Below are 20,769 nucleotides of genomic sequence, written 5' to 3'. Positions count from 1 at the left end.
TCCTACTTCTTGACGATCGTATCTTGCCAATGCAATGTTTTTGTCTCTAACCCTTTTAAAATGGCATCTGTTATTTTTCCTAATATGGCAAATAAGACGATACTAGAAATAATTAATTCCGGTGCATAAGTGTTTTGGCCATAAACAAGCAAGTAGCCAATACCTGTAGAAGCTCCCATTAATTCAGCTGCAACAACAAACATCCAACCAAGTCCCAATCCGCTTCTCAGCCCTACTAAAAAAGATGGCAAAGCTGCTGGTAAGATAATCTTACAAATTAATTGCCATGAGCTAAAATGATAGATTTTCCCCACTTCAATTAGTTTACGGTCAATTCCTTGAATGCCTGAAACAATATTTAGATAAACTGGGAAGAAAACACCGACAGCGATTAAAACCACCTTGGAAGGTTCCCCAATTCCCATCCAAAGAATAAATAATGGCACCCATGCCAATGAAGGTATGGAACGAAAAGCTTGGATCAGCGGATCTAATAAACTTTCAACTGTTGAAAAGTAGCCAACAGCGGCGCCGATAATTAAAGCTGCAGCAGTGCCAAATAAGAAACCAAGCACAAGGCGATATAATGTAATGCTCGTATGTGTCCATAAACTTCCATCTGTCGTCATTGTCATAAGTGATTGCAAAATGATTGATGGAGCCGGGAGTAAATGAGGAGGGAACACACCGATCCGACTCAAGTACTCCCATGCAAGAATAAGTAAGATTGGCACGATACTTCCAAGTAATACCCTTTGAATACTAGGGTTAATTTTTCTATGCTTCTCCTTACCCTCATTTACTTTGGGGATCGCTATGACTTCCTTCATATTCATTCTCCTTTACCAACCCTATTGAATGACCTCTGTTGAGAAATCTGGGTTTATTAATTCATCAACCACTTTACCTACGTCATCACTCTTAATAATGCCTTCTTCTTTTAAAACCTCACCAGCAGCATTTAATGCTTCTATTTGCACTTCACCAGGTATTGGTTCATTAAAGTCATTTCTCTCTAATTCTTTTTTCGCTACCTCTAGGGTGATTTGTGCTTCTTCTGCCAGTATCTCTGCCGCTTCTTCAGGATTTTCTAATACCCATGTACGAGCTTTTTCATAAAGCTCAATTACTTTTTTCACTTGTTCAGGATACTTCTCAGCAAATTCGCTTCTCACATTTAATGTGCCATAAGTGTTAAAATCGATATTTCGATAAATAAATTCTGTGTCTGCTTCAAGTTCTAATTTAGCCATATGGGGATCTAAACCAGCCCAAGCGTCTACTTGCCCTGTTGTTAATGCCGTTCCACCGTCAGCATGTTGCAAGTTAACGATTTCAACATCCGCTGATGTTAATCCGGCTTCATTTAATGAGCGCAGTAAAAAGATATATGGATCTGTTCCAATCGTTGCTGCTACTTTCTTTCCCTTCAAGTCTTCAACTGATTTGATAGCTGATTCTTTCGGTGCAACTAATGCCGTCCATTCTGGTTTTGAGTATATATAGACTGATTCAATTGGAGCACCATTTGCTTTTGCAATTAATGCCGCTGCACCTGCAGTTGAGCCAAAATCAACACTGCTACTATTAAGAAACTCAAGTGCCTTATTACTTCCTTGACTGAGGACAAACTCAACATCAATATCATCTTCGGCAAACGCTTCTTCTGCCCAGCCGAATTTCTTTAAAACTACACTTGTTGGAGAATAATAGGCATAGTCTAAAACAATTTTTTCTGGTTTTCCTTCGCCATTACTATCATCAGTGCTTGCCTCACTATCCCCGCAAGCACTAATGAATCCAATTGATAAAACGACAATTAAAAATACGAACCATTTTTTCATCGATGACTCTCCTCAATCTCGGTTTTAAATTTCACAAGCAAAGGTTACAATAGAACCTCTTAATCTCTGTGCCTCTTTATATGTGCAGCGATTTTGTACCACTTCAAGTCCGGCTTCTTTTGCTATTTCAACTGCTTTTGGTGAAATGACACCTTCTTGTAGCCAGAAAACTTTCGGTTGGATTTCTACTGCCTCTTTCGCCACTTCTATCGCAGCTTCAGGGCTTCTAAATACTTGCACAATATCAATGGTAAAAGGAATGGATTTTAAATTTGGATATGCCTGTTCACCTAATACTTCTGTTTCTCTTGGATTAACTGGCACGATTTGATAACCTAATCTTTGCATTTTTCTTGCTAAACGGTAACTTGGTCTAGCAGGATTTCCACTTAATCCAACAACAGCTATCCTTTTTGCTCTTTGCAGTTCTTTGCCATCCACATCTTCTTTTAATGAGGATGATTGTAATGCCCATCGAATAACACCTTCATCATTTACTGCTGTTTCTCCTTTTTGTTCTCCCTTCGAAGAAATACCAGTCGCTTCATAGAAGGCTTGATCTAAGTCATTGGTTAAATCTCTAACCGATTCAATCCCAACTGATAAACGTATGAGTTCCTCACTTACACCGCTTTTAATTAAATCTTCTGCACTTAACTGTTGATGTGTGGTTGAAGCCGGATGAATAATGAGTGACTTCGCATCACCTACATTGGCTACATGAGACCACAATGCAATTGTATCTATCACTTTTTTACCCGCATCTCGGCCACCTTTAATACCGAAGTTCACAATGGAACCGAAGCCAGTGTTTAAATATTTCTTCGCGAGTTCATGCGCTGGATGCTCTGCTAAACCTGGATATGCGACCCAATCGACAGCTGGATGAGCGTTTAAGAAATGGGCTATCTTCGCTGCATTTTCCGTATGTTTCTCTATACGTAAATGGAGTGTTTCCAATCCTTGGAGTAAAAGAAATGCACTATGTGGGCTTAAAGATGACCCAAAATCGCGCAGCAACTGAACACGAAGTTTTGTACTAAAAGCGAGTGTACCAAACTCATTCGCATAAACAATACCGTTATAACTTGGATCTGGCTGAGTAAAACCAGGAAACTTATCATGATTCCAATTAAATCGTCCGCCATCAACTACAAGTCCGCCAATTGTTGTTCCATGACCACCAATCCATTTTGTTGCCGAATGAATGACAATATCTGCTCCCCATTGGATTGGTTTGCAAAGATAAGGTGAAGCGAAAGTATTATCAATAATAAGGGGAATATCATTATCATGAGCAATATTTGCAACTGCCTCTACATCTAGGACATGAAGACTTGGGTTCCCAATAATCTCTCCATATAAAGCCTTAGTTTTTGGCGTAATCGCTTTACGGTAATTCTCAGGGTCAGATCCATCAACAAAATGAACTTTAATCCCATATTTCGGAAGTGTTATGGCAAAAAGATTATATGTTCCACCATAAAGGTTCGACGCTGCAACAATCTCATCACCCGCTTGGGCAATATTCATAATTGAAAGAGCTATAGCTGCCATTCCAGATGAAGTCGCTACTGCCGCTACCCCATCTTCTAATAAAGCAATACGTTTTTCTAATACATCTACCGTTGGATTACCGATTCGTGAATAGATATTTCCCGTCTCATCTAATGAAAATAGGCTTTGCGCATGGTCTGTATTATGAAAAACATATGAACTTGTTTGATAAATAGGAACTGCACGAGATCCCGTTGTCGGGTCTGGTGATTGACCTCCATGTAATAAAATCGTCTCATCATCATAAGTGTTAAATTGATTCGTCATTATATACTCTCCTCTACTTTTTAGTCGGATGATTAAAATAAATAACCCCCTCTTCATAAGAAGAGGGGGTTGCCTCATCTTATCTTCCAGACATTTACTGCCTGCAGGATTTAGCACCTTTTCAAGCAATTGCTTGAAGGTTGCCGGACTTCATAGGGCCTGATCCCTCCGTCACTCTCGATAAGAAATATTTTATTTTTTAAAGCGTTAATACTTTAATTACAAATAGAATTATATCCAAAAAATGATTTGTCGTCAATATGAAATCTGAATATATTTTATATTCCAATAAAATATTAGCTCTATCACATAAAAAGCCCTTCTACCTAGAAGAGGCAGAAGGGCTTTGAATTAACGAGCTCACCTTCTCCTTATCTTTGGATAATATCCTCTGAAATTAGCACCATACAAAAGATTGCTGGTTGCCGAGGCTTCTCTGGGTCAGTCCCTCCGCCTCTCTGGATAAGAAGTTCATATTTATTTGTTTAACATCATATACCCTTTTATAGGGAATCGTCAATAACATTTTGAAAATTTATTTATTTTCATCCTGGATAAGCGTCAAAAAATGATACAGTATCTTAGCTGTTAACCCCCATATCACATGACCTTTATAAGTATAAAAAATTTCTTGCATCCTCCGCGTTTGCCATTTATATTTTTCCCCATTAGGAATGAGATGATAGGGAAAGCTACTATTAGGCTCTGGCTTCATCTCAATATAATGAATAGATGGTCCCTCTTTCAAAAAATAAGCAAGTGGTACTGTGAAAATTTGATCCACTTCCTCTGGATTTAGCTTAAGATCACTGATGCTCTCTATTGTGCCTACAAACGGATAAATCACTGTATCATAAGGTGTCACTACATAATCAAGTTCTGAAAAAACAGAGACTTCTCCAATTGGGATACCTAACTCTTCACTGGTCTCCCTTTTTGCCGTCTCTATTAAATCCACATCGTCTTGATCCATTTTCCCCCCAGGAAAGCAAATTTCCCCTGGCTGTCTTCTCATAGATAAAGACCGTACTTCAAACAAAATATGTATTTCTCCATCTTTTTCTATTAGGGGAAGAAGAACAGCGAATTTAACCAATCTGGAGCTACCCAATATATCTGATTGACGATGCTGTATCTCTGATCTTATTTCTTCCAAATCCATGTTAATTACCTCCAAACCACACGACTTAAATCTTTATTTCACTTTCTGCAATCTATCAATCATCCCCATTGTGCAGACATTTAAATCTAAGCCTATTAGCTTCTTATCCTCTGCACTAAGTTCAACATCGTGCGCTGTTAATAAATAATGTTTTACTTGTTCCAACAATTCCGATTGTATGGCTTCTTGCATTTTTATTATGTCATTTCCTTGGAGAAAAACGTCATCTGCAACTGAAGTAAATATAGGTAACCAATAACGAATTTGAGTAAAAACATCCTTTGGTTCAGGGCCCTCACCATAATGCCCAAAAAAGATATGTTGTGGTTGAAGTGATTCGATTTTTTCAACAGAAGATAACATCGCCTCTGGATTAAATTGATTAGGAGAAGTCGATGGCAGAACTAATGGATAACCTTTTCTTGCTATGTTAGGATAAAATACGCCAATTGTATCGCCAGTAAAGAAGCCATTACTTTTCGAATCATGGATTGAAAAGTGGTGCTTTGCATGGCCAGGGGTATCATAGAAAGTTAACAAACGCCCACCGATATCCAATGATTGTCCCTCTTCCATCGCGACTAATCTCTTCTCATCAATTGGCACAATCGGATTAAATAGTTGATCAAAATCATCGCCATATACCATTCTAGCACCAGCAATTAATTTACTAGGGTCAGCTAAATGCCGTTTACCTCTTGGATGAACATATACTTTTGCTTCTGGACATTGTTCTAAGAACAAACCAGTTCCCCCAGCATGGTCTAAATGTACATGAGTGACAATAATATGCTTGATGTCTTCAAGGTTAATGTTCAATTCCTGCATTCCTTCTATAAGATGGGGAATCGAAGGACTAGCACTTGTTTCAATCACTGTTAATTCTTCAGCACCTAATATATACGCCCCCGTACGCTCAGGTGTTTGTAAATCCATTAAATCAATCAGTTTAATATCATTACCTAAATCTTGAATTTTGTGCAAAGGAAACCCCTCCATATTACTCTTTATGAAAATTATGACATAAGTAGATGAAGAGAGCTACTTAAAAGAATTACAGATAAAAGTGCTCAAATCTACATAGTGCTAAGTCAGTTGAGCAAAAAAAAACACAGCATCAATCGCTGTGATATAACTAAAAAGCTCGATTGCTTTGTTCTCATCATTTTTCAAAACCTGCCTCCGAAACGCTCGTAAGTAAGCTATTACACTTCAGAACTTAGTTGCGAACCTTTCAAAACAGGCTCTCATTAAGCTAACTTTTCCTTCTGTTCTTGTTCTTTAAAAAAGCCTTTCATCGCATGGAATACATCAGCCTTCTGCTTTAAAATATAATAACGGAACAAATCATTTTTTATATTTTTGTATGCTGACATTAAAGTGGAATGGCGGTTATATTGATTCACTTCCCCGTAGCCAAACATACTTGATACTTTCATTAACTCTTCAACAAGTTTTACACATCTTGCATTATCTGAAGTTAAATTATCCCCATCTGAGAAATGGAATGGATATATATTATATCTGACTGGGTTATACTTTTGATCAATTAACTCCAATGCTTTACGATAAGCAGACGAACAGATTGTGCCGCCACTTTCTCCTTTAGAAAAGAAATCTTCTTCTGATACTACCTTTGCTTCTGTATGATGCGCAATAAATTCAATTTCTACCGTTTCATATTTCGTTCGTAAAAACCGAGTCATCCAAAAGAAGAAACTTCTCGCCATATATTTCTCCCAGATACCCATCGAACCACTTGTATCCATCATTGCTAGCACAACTGCTTTCGATTCAGGCTTCACGACTTCATTCCAAGTCTTGAACTTTAAGTCTTCTTGATAAATGGGGTGAAAAGCTGATTTCCCGTGCATCGCATTTCGCTTAAAAGCTGACATCATTGTTCTCTTTTTATCTATATTCCCCATAAGACCAGTTTTGCGAATATCATTAAATTCAATATTCTCGACGACAATTTGATCTTGTTCCTTTTTCTTTAAGTTCGGTAGCTCCAATTGTTTAAATAACGCTTCCTCAATTTCCATTAAAGAGACTTCTGCTTCAAAGTAATCCTCACCCGCTTGATCCCCTGCACCTTGCCCTTTACCTTGCCCTTTCTGACCTGACCCATCTCTCGCTACTACATCACCAACTTGACTATCGCCATCACCTTGACCGACATGCTTATTCTTATCATAATTGTAGCGAATTTTATATTCATCTAAGGAACGAATCGGTATTTTAACGACATCACGACCATTGGACATGACAATGTTTTCTTCTGTAATCAGGTCAGGTAAATTGTTTCTGATGGCATCCTGTACTTTTTCTTGATGGCGTTGTTGATCATCATGCCCTTTACGATGGAGGGACCAATCTTCCTGTGACACGACAAACTGATGGTTTTGATTTTTTTCGGTCATTCTCATTTGCCCTCCTTTTTTGTTTATAAAAAACTTTAAGGATTTTACGGAATTCATTCACATATCTCACCCAAAAACATACACTATGACGAGTGTCCATTGCTAACCTGAAAATATTTACTTATAGCTAGGTTCAAAAAATGTTGATTACTCTATCCTATGCTTTAAAACAGAATTATTTACATATTATTTAGACAATTATTAAAGTTGGGCGATTACTATCTATCATCCATCGTTCAACTAATACAAAATTGAATATAATGAAAAAAGCAATGGGGTCCATTGCTTTTTTCATTGTTTGTAGCTTTTATGATTTGCGCTTACCGACTTCCTGTTTAGGATCAGGTGTTTTTTGCATTTCTTTCAATTCTTCTTTCGATTTCATTTGTTCCATTTCTTTTCCAAGAGTTTCTATTTCTTCTTCATTGCTTGCCATTGAGCTATTTTCCGGTACTTTTTCTTCTTTTGACATATTCGTCACCTCTATTGTTTAAATACCCTATTTCTGTCTTTTTTAAACAATAGACTGGACGGTTTACCTATTTAATAGACTACCCACATAACGAAGTAAATCATTTGCAGATGTGGAATTATAGCCATGTTCATCAATAAGACGTGCGACTACTTCATTAATCTTCTTCAATTGTTGTTCATCCGGTGTTTTTGAAGAAGTTGTAATTTTGACGACATCCTTTAAGTCAGCAAATAATTTCTTTTGAATAGCTTCACGCAGGCGATCATGCGAATTATAATCAAATCGTTTACCTTTTCTAGCATAAGCACTAATACGAATGAGAATTTCTTCACGAAATGCTTTTTTAGCATTTTCTGAAATCCCGATTTGCTCCTCAATCGAGCGCATTAGTTTTTCATCTGGATTGATTTCTTCTCCAGTAAGTGGGTCTCTTAGTTTAGCCTTATTGCAATAAGCCTCAACATTATCAAGGTAATTCTCCATTAATGTTTTCGCTGATTCTTCATAAGAGTAAACAAATGCCTTTTGCACTTCTTTCTTCGCAATTTCATCGTATTCTTTTCGAGCAAGTGAAATAAAGTTCAAATATCGTTCTTTCAGTTCAGCAGTAATGGATGGATGTTGATCTAATCCCTCTTTTAATGACCTTAATACATCTAAGGCATTAATCGACGTCATCTCTTTACGAATGATGGTAGAGGAAATGCGATTGATTACGTAACGGGGGTCGATGCCACTCATTCCCTCATCTGCATGTTCTTTTTTCATTTCTTCTACGTCTGCACGATTAAAACCTTCTACACTTTCACCATCGTATAAACGCATCTTCTTAACTAAGTCAATATCGCCTTTTTTCGGATCCTTCATTCTTGTTAATATTGTAAACATAGCAGCAACTTTTAATGTATGGGGAGCAATATGAACATCTGACACATCACTTTCAAAAATCATTTTCTCATAAATTTTCTCTTCCTCGGTTACCTTCAAATTATATGGAATTGGCATCACAATAATCCGTGAATGCAGTGCCTCATTTTTCTTATTACTTATAAACGAACGATATTCCGTTTCATTTGTATGAGCAACAATCAATTCATCCGCTGATATTAAGGCAAACCGGCCTGCTTTGAAGTTTCCTTCTTGCGTTAATGATAGGAGATGCCATAGAAATTTTTCATCGCATTTAAGCATTTCTTGGAATTCCATCATACCCCGATTGGCCTTATTCAGTTCCCCATCAAATCGATAAGCTCTTGGATCAGACTCGGAACCATATTCGGCAATTGTGGAGAAGTCTATACTTCCTGTTAAATCAGCAATGTCTTGAGATTTAGGGTCAGAGGGGCTAAATGTACCAATCCCTACCCGCTTATCTTCTGAAAACATCACTCTTTCGACTATTACATCTTCAATTTTTCCATTATATTCTTGTTCAAGCCTCATCATATTGAGTGGTGATAAGTTTCCTTCAATTCTAATTCCATATTCATCTAAAAAGTCTTTGCGCAAATGATGTGGGATAAGATGAAGTGGGTCCTCATGCATTGGACAGCCTTTAATGGCATATACCGCTCCTTTATCTGTTAATGAATAGGCTTCTAACCCTCTCTTTAACATCGTCACAAGGGTTGATTTCCCGCCGCTTACGGGCCCCATTAATAATAATATCCGCTTTCTCACATCTAATCTTTTCGCCGACGGATGAAAATATTCTTCGACAAGTCGTTCTAATGACTCTTCTAGGCCAAATAATTGATTGCTAAAGAATTCATATGTTTTCTGCCCTTTCACATCATTAACACCAGCGTCTTTGATCATATTATAAACCCGTGAATGTGCGGACTGGGCAACCCATGGCTTTTCTTTTATGATTTCTAAGTACTCTCCAAAAGTCCCTTCCCATTTCAACTTTTCCTCTTCTCGTCTATACAACTCCACTTTTTTTAGAATATCCATATGGACCTCCCCCTGTCACATTATCAGAGACGATTATTACAATCTATGCTTGAAGAAAAACAAACATGCTTACCGAAAACAAATGACAAAAAATTTAGTCGGTTAAAGGGCTTTTACAAATAAAAACAACATTAGATTATCCATCCCCCAAGATCTGTAAAAAGTGGGTCTTGAATAACGCTAATATCTAATACACATTCCTATGCAGAACTGTCCAATAATATCCATGATTTGCATTCACTATTTAAATTTATTAGGATATAATAAAGTTATATGTTGTGTTTCTATTTTTAGGAAAAAGGAGGCCATACATAATGGGTACAGTCCTAATTTTAGGTGTGATGGTGGCATTTTTAGTTTCAATTTTCACAGCGGGCTATGATGATAAGCCTGGTAAGCACATTAAATAATATGCGCTAACACAAAAAAAAACTGCGAGAGTCTAACTCCCGCAGTTTTTTTATCGTTTATCTAAACCTTTTTCTTGAACAAATTGCTTCATGTACATTCTCTTTTTACGCTCAAACATACCAGCAATCTGACTTGTCCAAGTATCATCACGCTTACCTGCTGTTCGCTCTTTATAGTAAGCAGAAATCACCTCATTGTATGCTTGTAATTCTTGAATATATATGTCCTTGTCCTGTTCATATTCATTTTCATGATAAATATGGTTCATTGGTAGACGCGGCTTTTGCGCATTCCTTTTCGCTGGGTACCCAACTGCTAGTCCGAATAATGGTATCACATGATCAGGTGTTTTTAATACTTCGCTTACTTCTTGAAGTTGATTCCGTAAGCCACCAACATAACAAATGCCAAGACCCATGGATTCAGCTGCTAAGCTTGCGTTTTCGGCTGCTAAAGCTGCATCGATTAAAGCCACCATAAATTTTTCCGTACTTTCAATGGACTCAGTTAAATCTATCCCTTCTAGTTCTGCAATGACTTCATGACGATGAAGATCTGCGCAAAACACAAAGAAATGCCCACTGTCTGCAACAAACCCTTGGTTTCCTGCCAATTCGGCCAACTTTTCCTTCTTCTGTTGGTCGGAAACACCTATAATAGAATACGCTTGTACAAAACTTGAAGTAGAAGCAGACTGAGCGGCTGTCACAATCTCCTTAATTTGCTCTTTCGTTAAACGTTTATCCTCAAAATGGCGTACTGAACGATGGTCTTTCATCAATTGAATCATTTCATTCATCATCTCATCTCCCCTATGTAAAAAAAATTAGTATATAAAAAGAAGATCTTGCCAAATGTAAGAGCAGACCTTCTTATTCACGCTAGCTCATTCGTGGATATCCTTGCTGACGCAGGGCTTCATAAATCAAAATAGCTGCTGTGTTTGATAAATTTAGTGAGCGCATATGCTCATTCATAGGTATTCTTAAAGCGCGATCAAGATTCGCTTGAATAAATTCCTTTGGTAAGCCAGTTGTTTCTCTTCCAAAGATAAAGAAGTAATTTTTTGATTGATCACTATAATCAAAAGTAGTATGCGGTTGTTTCCCATGTTTTGTTAACAAGAAAAATTCGCCGTCTTTATTTTTCTCTAAAAATTCTTCTAACGAATCATAATAAACAATATCTACATACGTCCAATAATCTAAACCCGCTCTTTTTAACATCTTATCATCCGTTGAAAACCCTAATGGTCGAATTAAATGAAGCGTTGTATAAGTAGCTGCACAAGTACGAGCGATATTACCTGTATTGCTTGGAATTTCTGGTTGATATAAAACAACATTCACTGACACTAACTGTTCACCTCTATTATAATATCTCGCTCTTATTATACACTTCTTCAGCTCATTACGAAAGGTAAGTGCTAGGCATCATAAATCGTAAAGAATTTATATTTAATATTTTCAGTATAAGCGGTAGAGTCTTCATAATCCCAATAGCGTTTGCGACTATTAGTCGTATGGGCATTTACAAGCGGCATATTCTGTTCATCTTTAGCCGTCACAATCGTCGTATGGTCAAAACGACCATCTCCTTGAAAATCATAACAAATGACATCTCCTAGCAATAATTCCTCAGGACGCTCCACTTCTTTCGCTCGTAATCCAATTGTCGAGTTAGCTAAATGAATACGCATAGAATGAGCTACACTCCAACTATAGCTCCAATTCTTACTGCGCATCCACCACCCCGTTCCCCTAGCAGGAAATCCGCGCATCGGGGCTCCTCCTGCATGTAGACATTGAGAGATATAATTCGTACAATCGACATCAAATGCATGAAACTGTGGATTATGGCTATTCCACCATTTTTCTGCGTATTGTACCGCTTTTCTGCGGTCAAAATGAAATGGATAAGATGAACGCGAATCTTCCTCTAAGATATCAACCGTGTCTTGATCATAAAGAACCAACTTTTCTTTATCCTCAACGAGCGTTTCTTTATAAAACTCAGCCACTCGTTCTTCCACCTCTTCTTCAATATAAAAAGTCTTTCCTTGCTTAATTAAATATTGAAAATGCGCCTTATACGAAATATATTTACTATCTTCTTGAATGTGCGGCTCTCCTTTGATTTTTCCAATTGCCTTTGCCTTTACGATACTTGCTCCCCTTTTTTCTAAACTTCTTTTTTTATTTTTTATCTTCATACAAGTATGAATAGATTCTCTCTCATTGCTGACACATTGCCTGACTCTTTTTTCTAATAGTTCTTGCAATTGTTCTTTCATCGTATCACTCCCTCCATTAACATGCATATGTTCATAAGAGGGGTTTAACGATAAAAAAAGAGAAAGTAATCGCATTACTTTCTCACATACTACATAATAGGATTAAACATCTTTAAACCTTTTTCGATTTCTTGTTGGACTTCAGGATCCTCTTCTGTAGCTTGCATTGCTTGTAAAGCTTTTTCTGCCTCTTCGCCTCCAATTTTCCCTAATGCCCATGCTGCTGTTCCTCTAATTACTGGTCGTGGGTCTTTTTTCATTAACATGATTAAATCTCCCACAGCTGATTCATCCTTAAAATGAGCTAGAGCGATAATACTATTTCTCTGAATAGGTTTCCTCCCTCTCCACGAACCAGAAAGACGACCAAACTTCTCCTTAAACTCTCTATTGCTCATATGAAGTATCGGTTTTAACAAAGGTTTGACAATTTCTGAATCTGGCTCCATTTCTTCATGAAAATGAAAATCCTTGCCTTTATTTTCTGGACAAATCGTTTGACAAGTATCACAGCCATAAATTCGATTCCCTAATTCTTCGCGAAACTCATCGGGCATAAATCCTTTTGTTTGCGTAATAAAGGAAATACAACGTTGCGCATTTAGTTGCCCGCCTTGAACGAGTGCACCTGTAGGACAAGCATCAATACATTTCGTACAAGTCCCACACTTTGACTCTAGTGGCTCGTCCGGTTCAAAAGGAATATTTGTGATGGTTTCACCTAAATAGACGTAAGAGCCGAATTCAGGTGTAAAGATAGAACAATTCTTTCCACTCCACCCTATACCCGCTCGCTCAGCTACAGCACGGTCAGATAAAGCACCTGTATCGACCATTGATGTAAATCGGACATCAGGAACAAGCTCTTCCAAGTAGGCTTCTAACTTACTTAGACGATCCTTCAACACTAAATGATAGTCATCTCCCCAAGAAGCACGGCAAAAAATACCTCTTCTCTCACCCGGTTTACTCACTACGCGCTCTCTCATCTTTGTTGGATAAGCTAGGGCAATACTAATAATCGACATCGGTTGATCCATCAATAACGCAGGGTTGACTCTCTTTTCTATATCAGGCTCTTCAAAACCTGATTGGTATCCGAGCTCTTGTTGTTTCATTAATCTATTCCGCAAACCATCAAAAGTTGATGCAGTGGTAAATCCAATCTTATCTATTCCAATCGTCTTACTATATCGAATGATTTCTTCTTTTAGTTCAGCTATATTCAAGGATTATTCACTCCTCCTTGGTTTTCCATGTGATTCATCTTCCCTCTCATGATAAACTAGTTATTATAAAATCAGGAGGTGTAAACATTGGTAATCAACATTTCAAAAGATTTAAAGACCTTATTCCCTCAATTCAAAATAGGCATCATTACATACAATCATATCACTATATCAGGTTCTCCCCAAATGGTAAAGGGCCGCTTACAACTCTTTCAAGAGTCATTATTTTTTGATCTTGAAGAAAAGAATATAACTGAATTTGCAGGGATAAAAGAATGGCGAAGTATTTTCAAACAAACAGGTAAAGACCCCAACAAATATCGTCATTCTGCTGAAGCAATGTATCGAAGAATTAAAAAACAGAACTACCTACAGAGCATCAACAGTGCCGCTGATATTAATAATTTTTTCTCATTAAAATACGAAGTCCCGATTGGCATATACGATTTAGATTGTATCAACGGAAATATTGATGTGAGAATCGGAGCTGATGGAGAAGTTTACGGAGGATTAAACGGACGTGATAATTCACTAAAAAACTTAATTATTTTAAGTGATTCACTTGGGCCATTTGGTAGTCCATTTGTAGATTCTACTAGAACAAATGTTAATGAACAGACAACCAATGCATTACAAGTCGTCTTTTTAAGACATTCAATTGAAACAGTTGAGGCACAAGCACTGCTCAACTCACTAAAAGATATGTTTATCCAAGTTCATGGAGGTAATGGTCAAGTTGAGGTAATAGTTTAAAAAAATAATATCCTATTTTTCTACAGCATTAAATTTGGCTATAGAAAAAATGCACCCCACTTGTTAGATTGTGTCTAGCAAGTGGGGTGCATTTCACTCTTATTTTGTTCGATTTTTAAGTCTATTATTTCTTAGCCATTAAATATAGAAAATACGGCGCCCCAATAAATGATACAATTACTCCCGCTGGTATGCCAATCGTATCAAGTAAAACTCTGCCAACCGTATCTGCTGAAAGTAAAAGTAAGCCCCCAAACATTGCCGCAACAGGCAAAAACAACTGATGTCTAGGACCGACTAAGCTTCTTGCAATATGGGGTGCTAACAAACCGATAAATGCTATACCACCACTAACGGATACTGACGCAGCTGCCAAGGCCACGGAAGCCAATAACAGTATATACCTTTCCTTATTCGTTTTAACTCCAAGACCTACAGAAAGCTCTTCATTTAAAGCCATCGTATTTAGCGTATTTGATTTAAAGTAAATGAACGGGATTAATATTGCAAGCCAAGGAAGGAGAGCAAAGACAAATAACCAATCATCTCCCCATATTCTCCCTGCAGCCCAGTTGGCGAAGAAATCATACTCTTCTCTAGCCATTTTAGAAGCAAGAGTTAACAATGCACCATTTATAGCAGCAGCTAATCCTACACCAACTAAAAGCATTCTACCAGGTTGAATGCCCTCCCCTCTCTTGTAAGAGAGAAGGTAAATGAATATAGCGGTAATTAATCCTCCAATTAAAGCGAATAGTGGCAACAAATATAAATGATTGCCTGTACTATTTCCAAATAACAAAACAAAGAAAACGACAAACAAACCGGCACCTGAATTAATTCCTAGTATTCCCGGATCTGCTAACGGGTTCCTCGTAATACTCTGTAATATTGCCCCCGACAAAGCTAAACCCATGCCTGCGAGCACCGCAATCAGTATCCTCGGCAATCTAAAGGTAAATAAAATCAGGTTTTCCTTCGCCGTTCCATTACCAAGTAATGTTGGCAAAAGACGATCGGGACTTAAAGAGGCAAATCCTGTTGCTACACTAATTGTAAAGATAAGCAATAGTAACACAAACGTCGAGATAATGATAATAATTGAACGTTTAAAGTGGCGGGCACTAATCATATTAATGATCTCCCCTTTCTTGCAAGGTACAAGAAGAAAGGTAGGCCAAGTATTGCTACAATTGCTCCCATTGGTGTTTCAAAAGGAGGATTAACCATTCTTGCTGCCGTATCGGCTAAAACTAAAAACACACTACCTATTACGGCTGAACACGGAATAATCCATCTATAATCCGTACCGACTAAAAATCTCACGATATGAGGAATTAATAAACCAACAAAAGCAATCGCCCCAACAAGAGAAACCGCGGCACCTGCTAATATAAGAACAACCGTCATGAGCACAGCCTTAACAATAAAAGTTCTTTGCCCTAAGCCTTTAGCCACATCTTCTCCAAAGCTTAATACAGTCAAACTTCTTGAGAGCATGATGGCAATTATAATACCGAAAAGTACTGTAGGTGTAACAATTTGCAACTGTGCCCATGTTGTTCCTGAAACGCCACCAGCAGTCCAAAAGGCAATACTTTGTGATAATTTATTTATAAGTGCTATCCCTTCTCCAATCGATGAAAGAAATGCAGTAACTGCCGCACCAGCTAACGTTATTTTTAGTGGACTCATCCCACCTCTTTTCATTGCGCTAAATCCAAATACTAAGCAAGCAGCAATCCCTGCTCCAATAAATGAGAATAACATAATAATCATATAATTTGTATTGCCTACATACGAGAAGGCAATCGCTAGTCCTAAACTTGCACCTGCATTTAAACCTAGTAAACCCGGATCTGCTAAAGGGTTTTTTGTCATTCCTTGCATAATGGCACCACTAACAGCAAAAGCCGCGCCGACAACAGCAGCTCCTAGCTCACGAGGTAATCGTATACTTCTTATAATTTGGTGGTCTTCGTTTCCTTGTTCATAAGCAAATACAGCTTGCCAAACATCTGCAAATGAAATACTCGCTGCTCCAACCGAAATAGCCAAAACTAAGCTACCTACTAAAAGTAGGCAGCTTAGTACTAGAATAATAGAAGCAATTGCAGGACGTGCATATATTTTCTTTTCCTTTGCTTCATTAAAAGTATTATTTTTCATTATATTACTTAGCCCCAAGTAAATTTTCAACGATAAATGCTAATTCTTCTTCCAATGAAATGGGATCATTGAAATAGAAAGAAGAAGAGTCAAATGTAAACACGCGGTCATTTTCCACTGCTGGGATGCCTTTCCAAACATCTGTTTCAGTAAAGGAATTATCGGCTCCTTGTCCATCTCCTAGGAAAATATAATCTCCAGCATATTTTGGTATGACTTCTGAAGATATAGCTAAGTACCCTGGTCCAAATACTTCTTCTTCTACCGCTTTAGGTGCTTTTAAACCAAGTGCTTGATAAATGATTTCTGTTCCGCGTCCCCAGTTCTCACCATACACATACATGTCTTTACCAAATGTCTCAAATACCATAATAGTCGCATCATCACCAATTGCCTCTTTTACTTTCTCACCTTCAGCAGCTGTCTTTTCTTTCCACTCTTCCACCCATGCTTGTGCTTCCTGCTCTTTTCCTAACACCTTACCTATTTCAAGGTGTTGATCTAAATAGCCATATTTTTCATAAGTTAATGTGACGGTTGGCGCGATTTCTTTGTATTTATCTAAATTTTCGTCAGTTGAATATGCAATAATTAAATCTGGTTCTAATTCTAATAATTTCTCTACATTATCTGCTGTAATGACTTCAGAATCTTTCAGTTTATCACCATAAAATTTGTTCGCTTTAGACCACTCATCTATTGCTACTGGCGTAATCCCTAATGATAGAACATTACCAGTGTAAGCCATAGATGCTACTCTTTCAGGATTAGCTGGTAACTCCATTTCTCCATTTTCTGATTTATATGTAAATGTTTCTTTTTCCGTTTCCTTACTGCCTTCACCTGACGATTCATTCCCACCATTTCCGCAAGCTGTTAAAACTAATAATAGAATAAAAAATAAAAATACCAATTGCTTTTTCAAGTTCTCCATCCACCTTTAAAATAATAATCATTCTCAATTATAGTCAAAAAAAGAAGCAAATCATTAAACGACTTGCTCTTGAACTACCATCCTACTATCAATTAAATCATAAGTTAAGCAGATTGGTTTTTGTGTACGTGGATCAATACCAATTTCTGCATCAATATTAAATACTTCTCTTAAAATCTGCTTATTCATAACTTCCTTCGCAGCACCATTTTTAATAATTTTGCCTGCTCTCATAGCAATTAAATAATCAGCAAACCTTGCTGCATGGTTTAAATCATGAATAACCATAACAATTGTTCTATTTTCTAATTGATTAAGCTCTTTTAACAGTTCTAATACTTCCAATTGATGACACATATCTAAATATGTAGTCGGCTCATCTAATAAGATTATATCAGTCTCTTGAGCCAAAGCCATCGCGATCCATACTCTTTGCCGCTGTCCACCAGACAATGCATCTACTTCTCTATCTTTAAATTCTGCAATTCCTGTTACTTGGAGTGCCCAATCTATCACCTGGCGATCTTTTGCTGTTAATCTCCCCATACCCTTTTGATATGGAAATCTTCCATAAGATACTAGCTCTGAAACCGTTAAGCCTTCAGGAGCATCAGGAGATTGAGGAAGAATGGCCATTTTTTGTGCAATCGCTTTTGTCGATTCCTTACTGATTTGCTTACCATCAAGATATACAGACCCAGCTTTGGCTTGGATAATTCTTGCAATCGTCTTTAAGACAGTCGATTTACCACAACCATTCGGCCCAATAATAGCCGTAATCTCACCGTCTGGTATCATCATGTTTAAGTTCTTCACAATCTCTCTATCACCGTATGCAATTCTTAAGTCTTCAGTAAATAATCTAGACAAGGTCATTCACTCCATCCGAACATTTTAGATCATCATCATGTCATTGATAATGATTATCAACTTCAAAGAAAATTTTATCTAATAAAAGCTATCCTGTCAACCATCAATACGAAAAGTTTTCATTTCCACCATATTTCTTGTTAACCAACCTGTATTCTGCATATATTTTTTAAGGAGAATGCATTTCTCGTTACTGAAGCCTTTCATCCATTCTCTTCACTCATTATGCACTTCGTTAAGGTTAGTAAAAAACAACAAAACTAATCACTTCAACTAAAAAAACTGTAGACAATCTGCTAATAAATAGAGATTGTCTACAGTCCTTTACTTCCATATAAGCGGGTGAAGGGAATCGAACCCTCATCATCAGCTTGGAAGGCTGAGGTTTTACCACTAAACTACACCCGCAAATACCGGTGGTCGGGGTCGAACCGACACTCCGTGATGGAACACGATTTTGAGTCGTGCGCGTCTGCCAATTCCGCCACACCGGCAAATATTCTTTTATTTAATTATGGTGCCGAGGACCGGAATCGAACCGGTACGGTAGTCACCTACCGCAGGATTTTAAGTCCTGTGCGTCTGCCAGTTCCGCCACCCCGGCATGAGGTGTATAAAAATGAGTGAATATGTATTGGAGGCGGCAACCGGATTTGAACCGGTGGTGAAGGTTTTGCAGACCTCTGCCTTACCACTTGGCTATGCCGCCATCAATATAAATAACTACTTGGAGCGGAAGACGGGATTCGAACCCGCGACCCTCACCTTGGCAAGGTGATGTTCTACCACTGAACTACTTCCGCAGATCTGGCTGGGCTAGCAGGGTTCGAACCTGCGAATGACGGAATCAAAATCCGTTGCCTTACCACTTGGCTATAGCCCATTTGTATATTCTATGCATGAAAGCAAAAAATGTGAATTTAAAATAATGGGGCGGCTGATGGGAATCGAACCCACGAATGTCGGAACCACAATCCGATGCGTTAACCACTTCGCCACAACCGCCATAATTGGCAGGGGTAGTAGGAATCGAACCCACATCAAAGGTTTTGGAGACCTTCGTTTTACCATTAAACTATACCCCTAGATGGTGGAGGGGGGCAGATTCGAACTGCCGAACCCGAAGGAGCGGATTTACAGTCCGCCGCGTTTAGCCACTTCGCTACCCCTCCATAAAAAACAATGCCGGCCAGAGGACTTGAACCCCCAACCTACTGATTACAAGTCAGTTGCTCTACCAATTGAGCTAGGCCGGCAAATGGTGGCTCAGGACGGAATCGAACCGCCGACACAAGGATTTTCAGTCCTTTGCTCTACCGACTGAGCTACTGAGCCAAAACTTATACGTTTTGCAATACGTTTTACAATATGTTTTAAATTAATTTGTGTGAATTTATGTAGTGGCGGTCCGGACGGGACTCGAACCCGCGACCTCCTGCGTGACAGGCAGGCATTCTAACCAACTGAACTACCGGACCAAATTGCGGGGGCAGGATTTGAACCTGCGACCTTCGGGTTATGAGCCCGACGAGCTACCGGACTGCTCCACCCCGCGATAATATGAATGGTGGAGGATGACGGGATCGAACCGCCGACCCTCTGCTTGTAAGGCAGATGCTCTCCCAGCTGAGCTAATCCTCCAAAATGGTGACCCCTACGGGATTCGAACCCGTGTTACCGCCGTGAAAGGGCGGTGTCTTAACCGCTTGACCAAGGGGCCAATTTATATGTTTAATGGCGGAGAGCAAGGGATTTGAACCCTTGAGACGGCTATAAACCGCCTACACGATTTCCAATCGTGCTCCTTCGGCCAGCTCGGACAGCTCTCCATTGGCTCCGCAGGTAGGATTCGAACCTACGACCGTTCGGTTAACAGCCGAATGCTCTACCACTGAGCTACTGCGGAATAATTTAATAGTATGTATGCCCGGCAACTTCCTACTCTCACAAGGGGACAGCCCCTAACTACCATCGGCGCTTTAGAAGCTTAACTTCCGTGTTCGGTATGGGAACGGGTGTGACCTTCTCGCTATCGCCACCGGACTTTTTAAAGACATATATTATTATAACGTCTTTAATAAAATTTTCAAGAGAAATTTTAAATCATTCTCTGAAAACTAGGTAATGTTGAAGAAGATTGTTTTGAGTAATCGCCTGAATGCGTGCTGACGCGACTACTTACGTAGTGCTGTCTAGCTGCGGCGGCTTGAAGCCGCCCGCATTTCGTATTGTCCAGCTACAGCGCCTAGGTAGGCGCTTTCGCTTTTCGTTTTTGGTTAAGTCCTCGATCGATTAGTATTAGTCAGCTGCATGTGTCGCCACACTTCCACCTCTAACCTATCAACCTGATCATCTTTCAGGGATCTTACTAGCTTGCGCTATGGGAAATCTCATCTCGAGGGGGGCTTCATGCTTAGATGCTTTCA

The 20,769-nt window shown here is 38.6% G+C and carries 17 protein-coding genes, 17 tRNA genes, 2 rRNA genes and 2 riboswitches; of the genes, 1 reads left to right on the top strand and 35 read right to left on the bottom strand.

Features of this window, described 5'->3' with window-relative positions:
* Positions 1–2: 2 nt before the first annotated feature.
* The 12 genes from U9M49_RS00180 to queG all read right to left on the bottom strand — a co-directional run bounded on the left by U9M49_RS00180 (position 3) and on the right by queG (position 13,617).
* Positions 3–830 (bottom strand): ABC transporter permease, encoded by an 828-nt coding sequence (locus U9M49_RS00180; RefSeq protein WP_233435275.1) that lies wholly within the window; start codon positions 828–830, stop codon positions 3–5.
* Between the two features lie 21 nt (positions 831–851).
* Positions 852–1,844: an aliphatic sulfonate ABC transporter substrate-binding protein gene (locus U9M49_RS00175; RefSeq protein WP_322909117.1), complete on the bottom strand. Its 993-nt coding sequence runs from the start codon at positions 1,842–1,844 to the stop codon at positions 852–854.
* 24 nt (positions 1,845–1,868) lie between these two features.
* A complete protein-coding gene (locus tag U9M49_RS00170) occupies positions 1,869–3,668 on the bottom strand; it encodes a PLP-dependent aspartate aminotransferase family protein (RefSeq protein ID WP_095369976.1) in 1,800 nt (599 codons plus the stop codon).
* 76 nt (positions 3,669–3,744) lie between these two features.
* Positions 3,745–3,855, bottom strand: a riboswitch (SAM riboswitch).
* Positions 3,856–4,036: 181 nt separating this feature from the next.
* Positions 4,037–4,137: riboswitch (SAM riboswitch) on the bottom strand.
* Positions 4,138–4,203: 66 nt separating this feature from the next.
* Entirely contained in the window at positions 4,204–4,830 is a 627-nt protein-coding gene (locus tag U9M49_RS00165) for an NUDIX hydrolase (RefSeq protein WP_095369977.1), read from the bottom strand.
* Between the two features lie 33 nt (positions 4,831–4,863).
* Positions 4,864–5,814 (bottom strand): MBL fold metallo-hydrolase, encoded by a 951-nt coding sequence (locus U9M49_RS00160; protein ID WP_322909116.1) that lies wholly within the window; start codon positions 5,812–5,814, stop codon positions 4,864–4,866.
* A gap of 266 nt (positions 5,815–6,080) precedes the next feature.
* Positions 6,081–7,253 (bottom strand): sporulation protein YhbH, encoded by a 1,173-nt coding sequence (gene yhbH / locus U9M49_RS00155; protein ID WP_095369979.1) that lies wholly within the window; start codon positions 7,251–7,253, stop codon positions 6,081–6,083.
* A gap of 307 nt (positions 7,254–7,560) precedes the next feature.
* Entirely contained in the window at positions 7,561–7,725 is a 165-nt protein-coding gene (locus tag U9M49_RS00150; RefSeq protein ID WP_180316988.1) for a hypothetical protein, read from the bottom strand.
* Positions 7,726–7,788: 63 nt separating this feature from the next.
* The gene (locus U9M49_RS00145; protein WP_307318272.1) at positions 7,789–9,684 is read right to left on the bottom strand and encodes a PrkA family serine protein kinase; all 1,896 of its coding nucleotides are present in this window, start codon (positions 9,682–9,684) and stop codon (positions 7,789–7,791) included.
* A 460-nt stretch (positions 9,685–10,144) separates the two neighbouring features.
* On the bottom strand, positions 10,145–10,894 hold the full coding sequence (gene nfsA / locus U9M49_RS00140; RefSeq protein WP_095373493.1) for an oxygen-insensitive NADPH nitroreductase: 750 nt from the start codon (positions 10,892–10,894) through the stop codon (positions 10,145–10,147).
* Between the two features lie 82 nt (positions 10,895–10,976).
* Positions 10,977–11,450: a tRNA (uridine(34)/cytosine(34)/5-carboxymethylaminomethyluridine(34)-2'-O)-methyltransferase TrmL gene (gene trmL, locus U9M49_RS00135; protein ID WP_095369981.1), complete on the bottom strand. Its 474-nt coding sequence runs from the start codon at positions 11,448–11,450 to the stop codon at positions 10,977–10,979.
* Positions 11,451–11,521: 71 nt separating this feature from the next.
* Positions 11,522–12,388, bottom strand: coding sequence for an amidase domain-containing protein (locus U9M49_RS00130; protein ID WP_095369982.1), 867 nt, complete (start codon positions 12,386–12,388; stop codon positions 11,522–11,524).
* 89 nt (positions 12,389–12,477) lie between these two features.
* Positions 12,478–13,617, bottom strand: coding sequence for a tRNA epoxyqueuosine(34) reductase QueG (gene queG, locus U9M49_RS00125; protein ID WP_095369983.1), 1,140 nt, complete (start codon positions 13,615–13,617; stop codon positions 12,478–12,480).
* 87 nt (positions 13,618–13,704) lie between these two features.
* On the opposite strand from queG, the gene U9M49_RS00120 reads away from it, so the two are divergent.
* Positions 13,705–14,370, top strand: coding sequence for a B3/4 domain-containing protein (locus tag U9M49_RS00120; RefSeq protein ID WP_095369984.1), 666 nt, complete (start codon positions 13,705–13,707; stop codon positions 14,368–14,370).
* Positions 14,371–14,494: 124 nt separating this feature from the next.
* Here U9M49_RS00120 and U9M49_RS00115 read toward each other — a convergent pair whose 3' ends face one another.
* The 23 genes from U9M49_RS00115 to U9M49_RS00005 form a co-directional block, all read right to left on the bottom strand.
* A complete protein-coding gene (locus U9M49_RS00115; RefSeq protein WP_095369985.1) occupies positions 14,495–15,502 on the bottom strand; it encodes a FecCD family ABC transporter permease in 1,008 nt (335 codons plus the stop codon).
* Positions 15,499–16,539 carry an iron ABC transporter permease gene (locus tag U9M49_RS00110; protein WP_322909115.1) on the bottom strand — a complete coding sequence of 347 codons (1,041 nt, stop codon included), beginning with the start codon at positions 16,537–16,539 and terminating at the stop codon, positions 15,499–15,501. The genes U9M49_RS00115 and U9M49_RS00110 overlap by 4 nt, the downstream gene beginning before the upstream one ends.
* A gap of 4 nt (positions 16,540–16,543) precedes the next feature.
* Positions 16,544–17,464 (bottom strand): iron-hydroxamate ABC transporter substrate-binding protein, encoded by a 921-nt coding sequence (locus U9M49_RS00105; RefSeq protein ID WP_307318270.1) that lies wholly within the window; start codon positions 17,462–17,464, stop codon positions 16,544–16,546.
* Between the two features lie 63 nt (positions 17,465–17,527).
* A complete protein-coding gene (locus U9M49_RS00100; RefSeq protein ID WP_095369988.1) occupies positions 17,528–18,343 on the bottom strand; it encodes an ABC transporter ATP-binding protein in 816 nt (271 codons plus the stop codon).
* A 337-nt stretch (positions 18,344–18,680) separates the two neighbouring features.
* Positions 18,681–18,751, bottom strand: a tRNA-Gly gene (locus U9M49_RS00095).
* A gap of 3 nt (positions 18,752–18,754) precedes the next feature.
* Positions 18,755–18,837, bottom strand: a tRNA-Leu gene (locus U9M49_RS00090).
* 21 nt (positions 18,838–18,858) lie between these two features.
* A tRNA-Leu gene (locus tag U9M49_RS00085) sits at positions 18,859–18,947 on the bottom strand.
* A gap of 31 nt (positions 18,948–18,978) precedes the next feature.
* Positions 18,979–19,052, bottom strand: a tRNA-Cys gene (locus U9M49_RS00080).
* A gap of 19 nt (positions 19,053–19,071) precedes the next feature.
* Positions 19,072–19,146: transfer RNA gene (locus U9M49_RS00075), tRNA-Gly, on the bottom strand.
* 5 nt (positions 19,147–19,151) lie between these two features.
* Positions 19,152–19,226 (bottom strand) — tRNA-Gln (locus U9M49_RS00070).
* Between the two features lie 46 nt (positions 19,227–19,272).
* Positions 19,273–19,348 (bottom strand) — tRNA-His (locus U9M49_RS00065).
* Between the two features lie 6 nt (positions 19,349–19,354).
* A tRNA-Trp gene (locus tag U9M49_RS00060) sits at positions 19,355–19,428 on the bottom strand.
* A gap of 3 nt (positions 19,429–19,431) precedes the next feature.
* A tRNA-Tyr gene (locus U9M49_RS00055) sits at positions 19,432–19,515 on the bottom strand.
* Positions 19,516–19,526: 11 nt separating this feature from the next.
* Positions 19,527–19,599, bottom strand: a tRNA-Thr gene (locus U9M49_RS00050).
* A 3-nt stretch (positions 19,600–19,602) separates the two neighbouring features.
* Positions 19,603–19,678: transfer RNA gene (locus tag U9M49_RS00045), tRNA-Phe, on the bottom strand.
* A 66-nt stretch (positions 19,679–19,744) separates the two neighbouring features.
* Positions 19,745–19,821, bottom strand: a tRNA-Asp gene (locus U9M49_RS00040).
* A 3-nt stretch (positions 19,822–19,824) separates the two neighbouring features.
* Positions 19,825–19,898 (bottom strand) — tRNA-Met (locus U9M49_RS00035).
* Between the two features lie 10 nt (positions 19,899–19,908).
* Positions 19,909–19,984 (bottom strand) — tRNA-Val (locus tag U9M49_RS00030).
* Positions 19,985–19,988: 4 nt separating this feature from the next.
* Positions 19,989–20,063 (bottom strand) — tRNA-Glu (locus tag U9M49_RS00025).
* Positions 20,064–20,078: 15 nt separating this feature from the next.
* Positions 20,079–20,172: transfer RNA gene (locus tag U9M49_RS00020), tRNA-Ser, on the bottom strand.
* Between the two features lie 2 nt (positions 20,173–20,174).
* A tRNA-Asn gene (locus U9M49_RS00015) sits at positions 20,175–20,249 on the bottom strand.
* A 19-nt stretch (positions 20,250–20,268) separates the two neighbouring features.
* Positions 20,269–20,386, bottom strand: a 5S ribosomal RNA gene (gene rrf / locus U9M49_RS00010).
* Between the two features lie 229 nt (positions 20,387–20,615).
* A 23S ribosomal RNA gene (locus U9M49_RS00005) occupies positions 20,616–20,769 on the bottom strand; the annotation flags it as partial.

The organism is Cytobacillus sp. OWB-43, assembly GCF_034651445.1.
Taxonomy (GTDB): Bacteria; Bacillota; Bacilli; order Bacillales; family Cytobacillaceae; genus Cytobacillus; species Cytobacillus kochii.
Note: the sequence above shows the minus strand (reverse complement) of the source record. Positions and strands in the feature narration are given on the sequence as shown.

What these genes read in the sequence shown, in the direction of transcription:
- U9M49_RS00180 (WP_233435275.1), bottom strand. Translation starts at nt 830, where the DNA reads ATGAAGGAAGTCATAGCGATCCCCAAAGTAAATGAGGGTAAGGAGAAG.
- U9M49_RS00175 (WP_322909117.1), bottom strand. Translation starts at nt 1,844, where the DNA reads ATGAAAAAATGGTTCGTATTTTTAATTGTCGTTTTATCAATTGGATTC.
- U9M49_RS00170 (WP_095369976.1), bottom strand. Translation starts at nt 3,668, where the DNA reads ATGACGAATCAATTTAACACTTATGATGATGAGACGATTTTATTACAT.
- U9M49_RS00165 (WP_095369977.1), bottom strand. Translation starts at nt 4,830, where the DNA reads ATGGATTTGGAAGAAATAAGATCAGAGATACAGCATCGTCAATCAGAT.
- yhbH (WP_095369979.1), bottom strand. Translation starts at nt 7,253, where the DNA reads ATGACCGAAAAAAATCAAAACCATCAGTTTGTCGTGTCACAGGAAGAT.
- U9M49_RS00150 (WP_180316988.1), bottom strand. Translation starts at nt 7,725, where the DNA reads ATGTCAAAAGAAGAAAAAGTACCGGAAAATAGCTCAATGGCAAGCAAT.
- U9M49_RS00145 (WP_307318272.1), bottom strand. Translation starts at nt 9,684, where the DNA reads ATGGATATTCTAAAAAAAGTGGAGTTGTATAGACGAGAAGAGGAAAAG.
- nfsA (WP_095373493.1), bottom strand. Translation starts at nt 10,894, where the DNA reads ATGAATGAAATGATTCAATTGATGAAAGACCATCGTTCAGTACGCCAT.
- U9M49_RS00130 (WP_095369982.1), bottom strand. Translation starts at nt 12,388, where the DNA reads ATGAAAGAACAATTGCAAGAACTATTAGAAAAAAGAGTCAGGCAATGT.
- U9M49_RS00115 (WP_095369985.1), bottom strand. Translation starts at nt 15,502, where the DNA reads ATGATTAGTGCCCGCCACTTTAAACGTTCAATTATTATCATTATCTCG.
- U9M49_RS00110 (WP_322909115.1), bottom strand. Translation starts at nt 16,539, where the DNA reads ATGAAAAATAATACTTTTAATGAAGCAAAGGAAAAGAAAATATATGCA.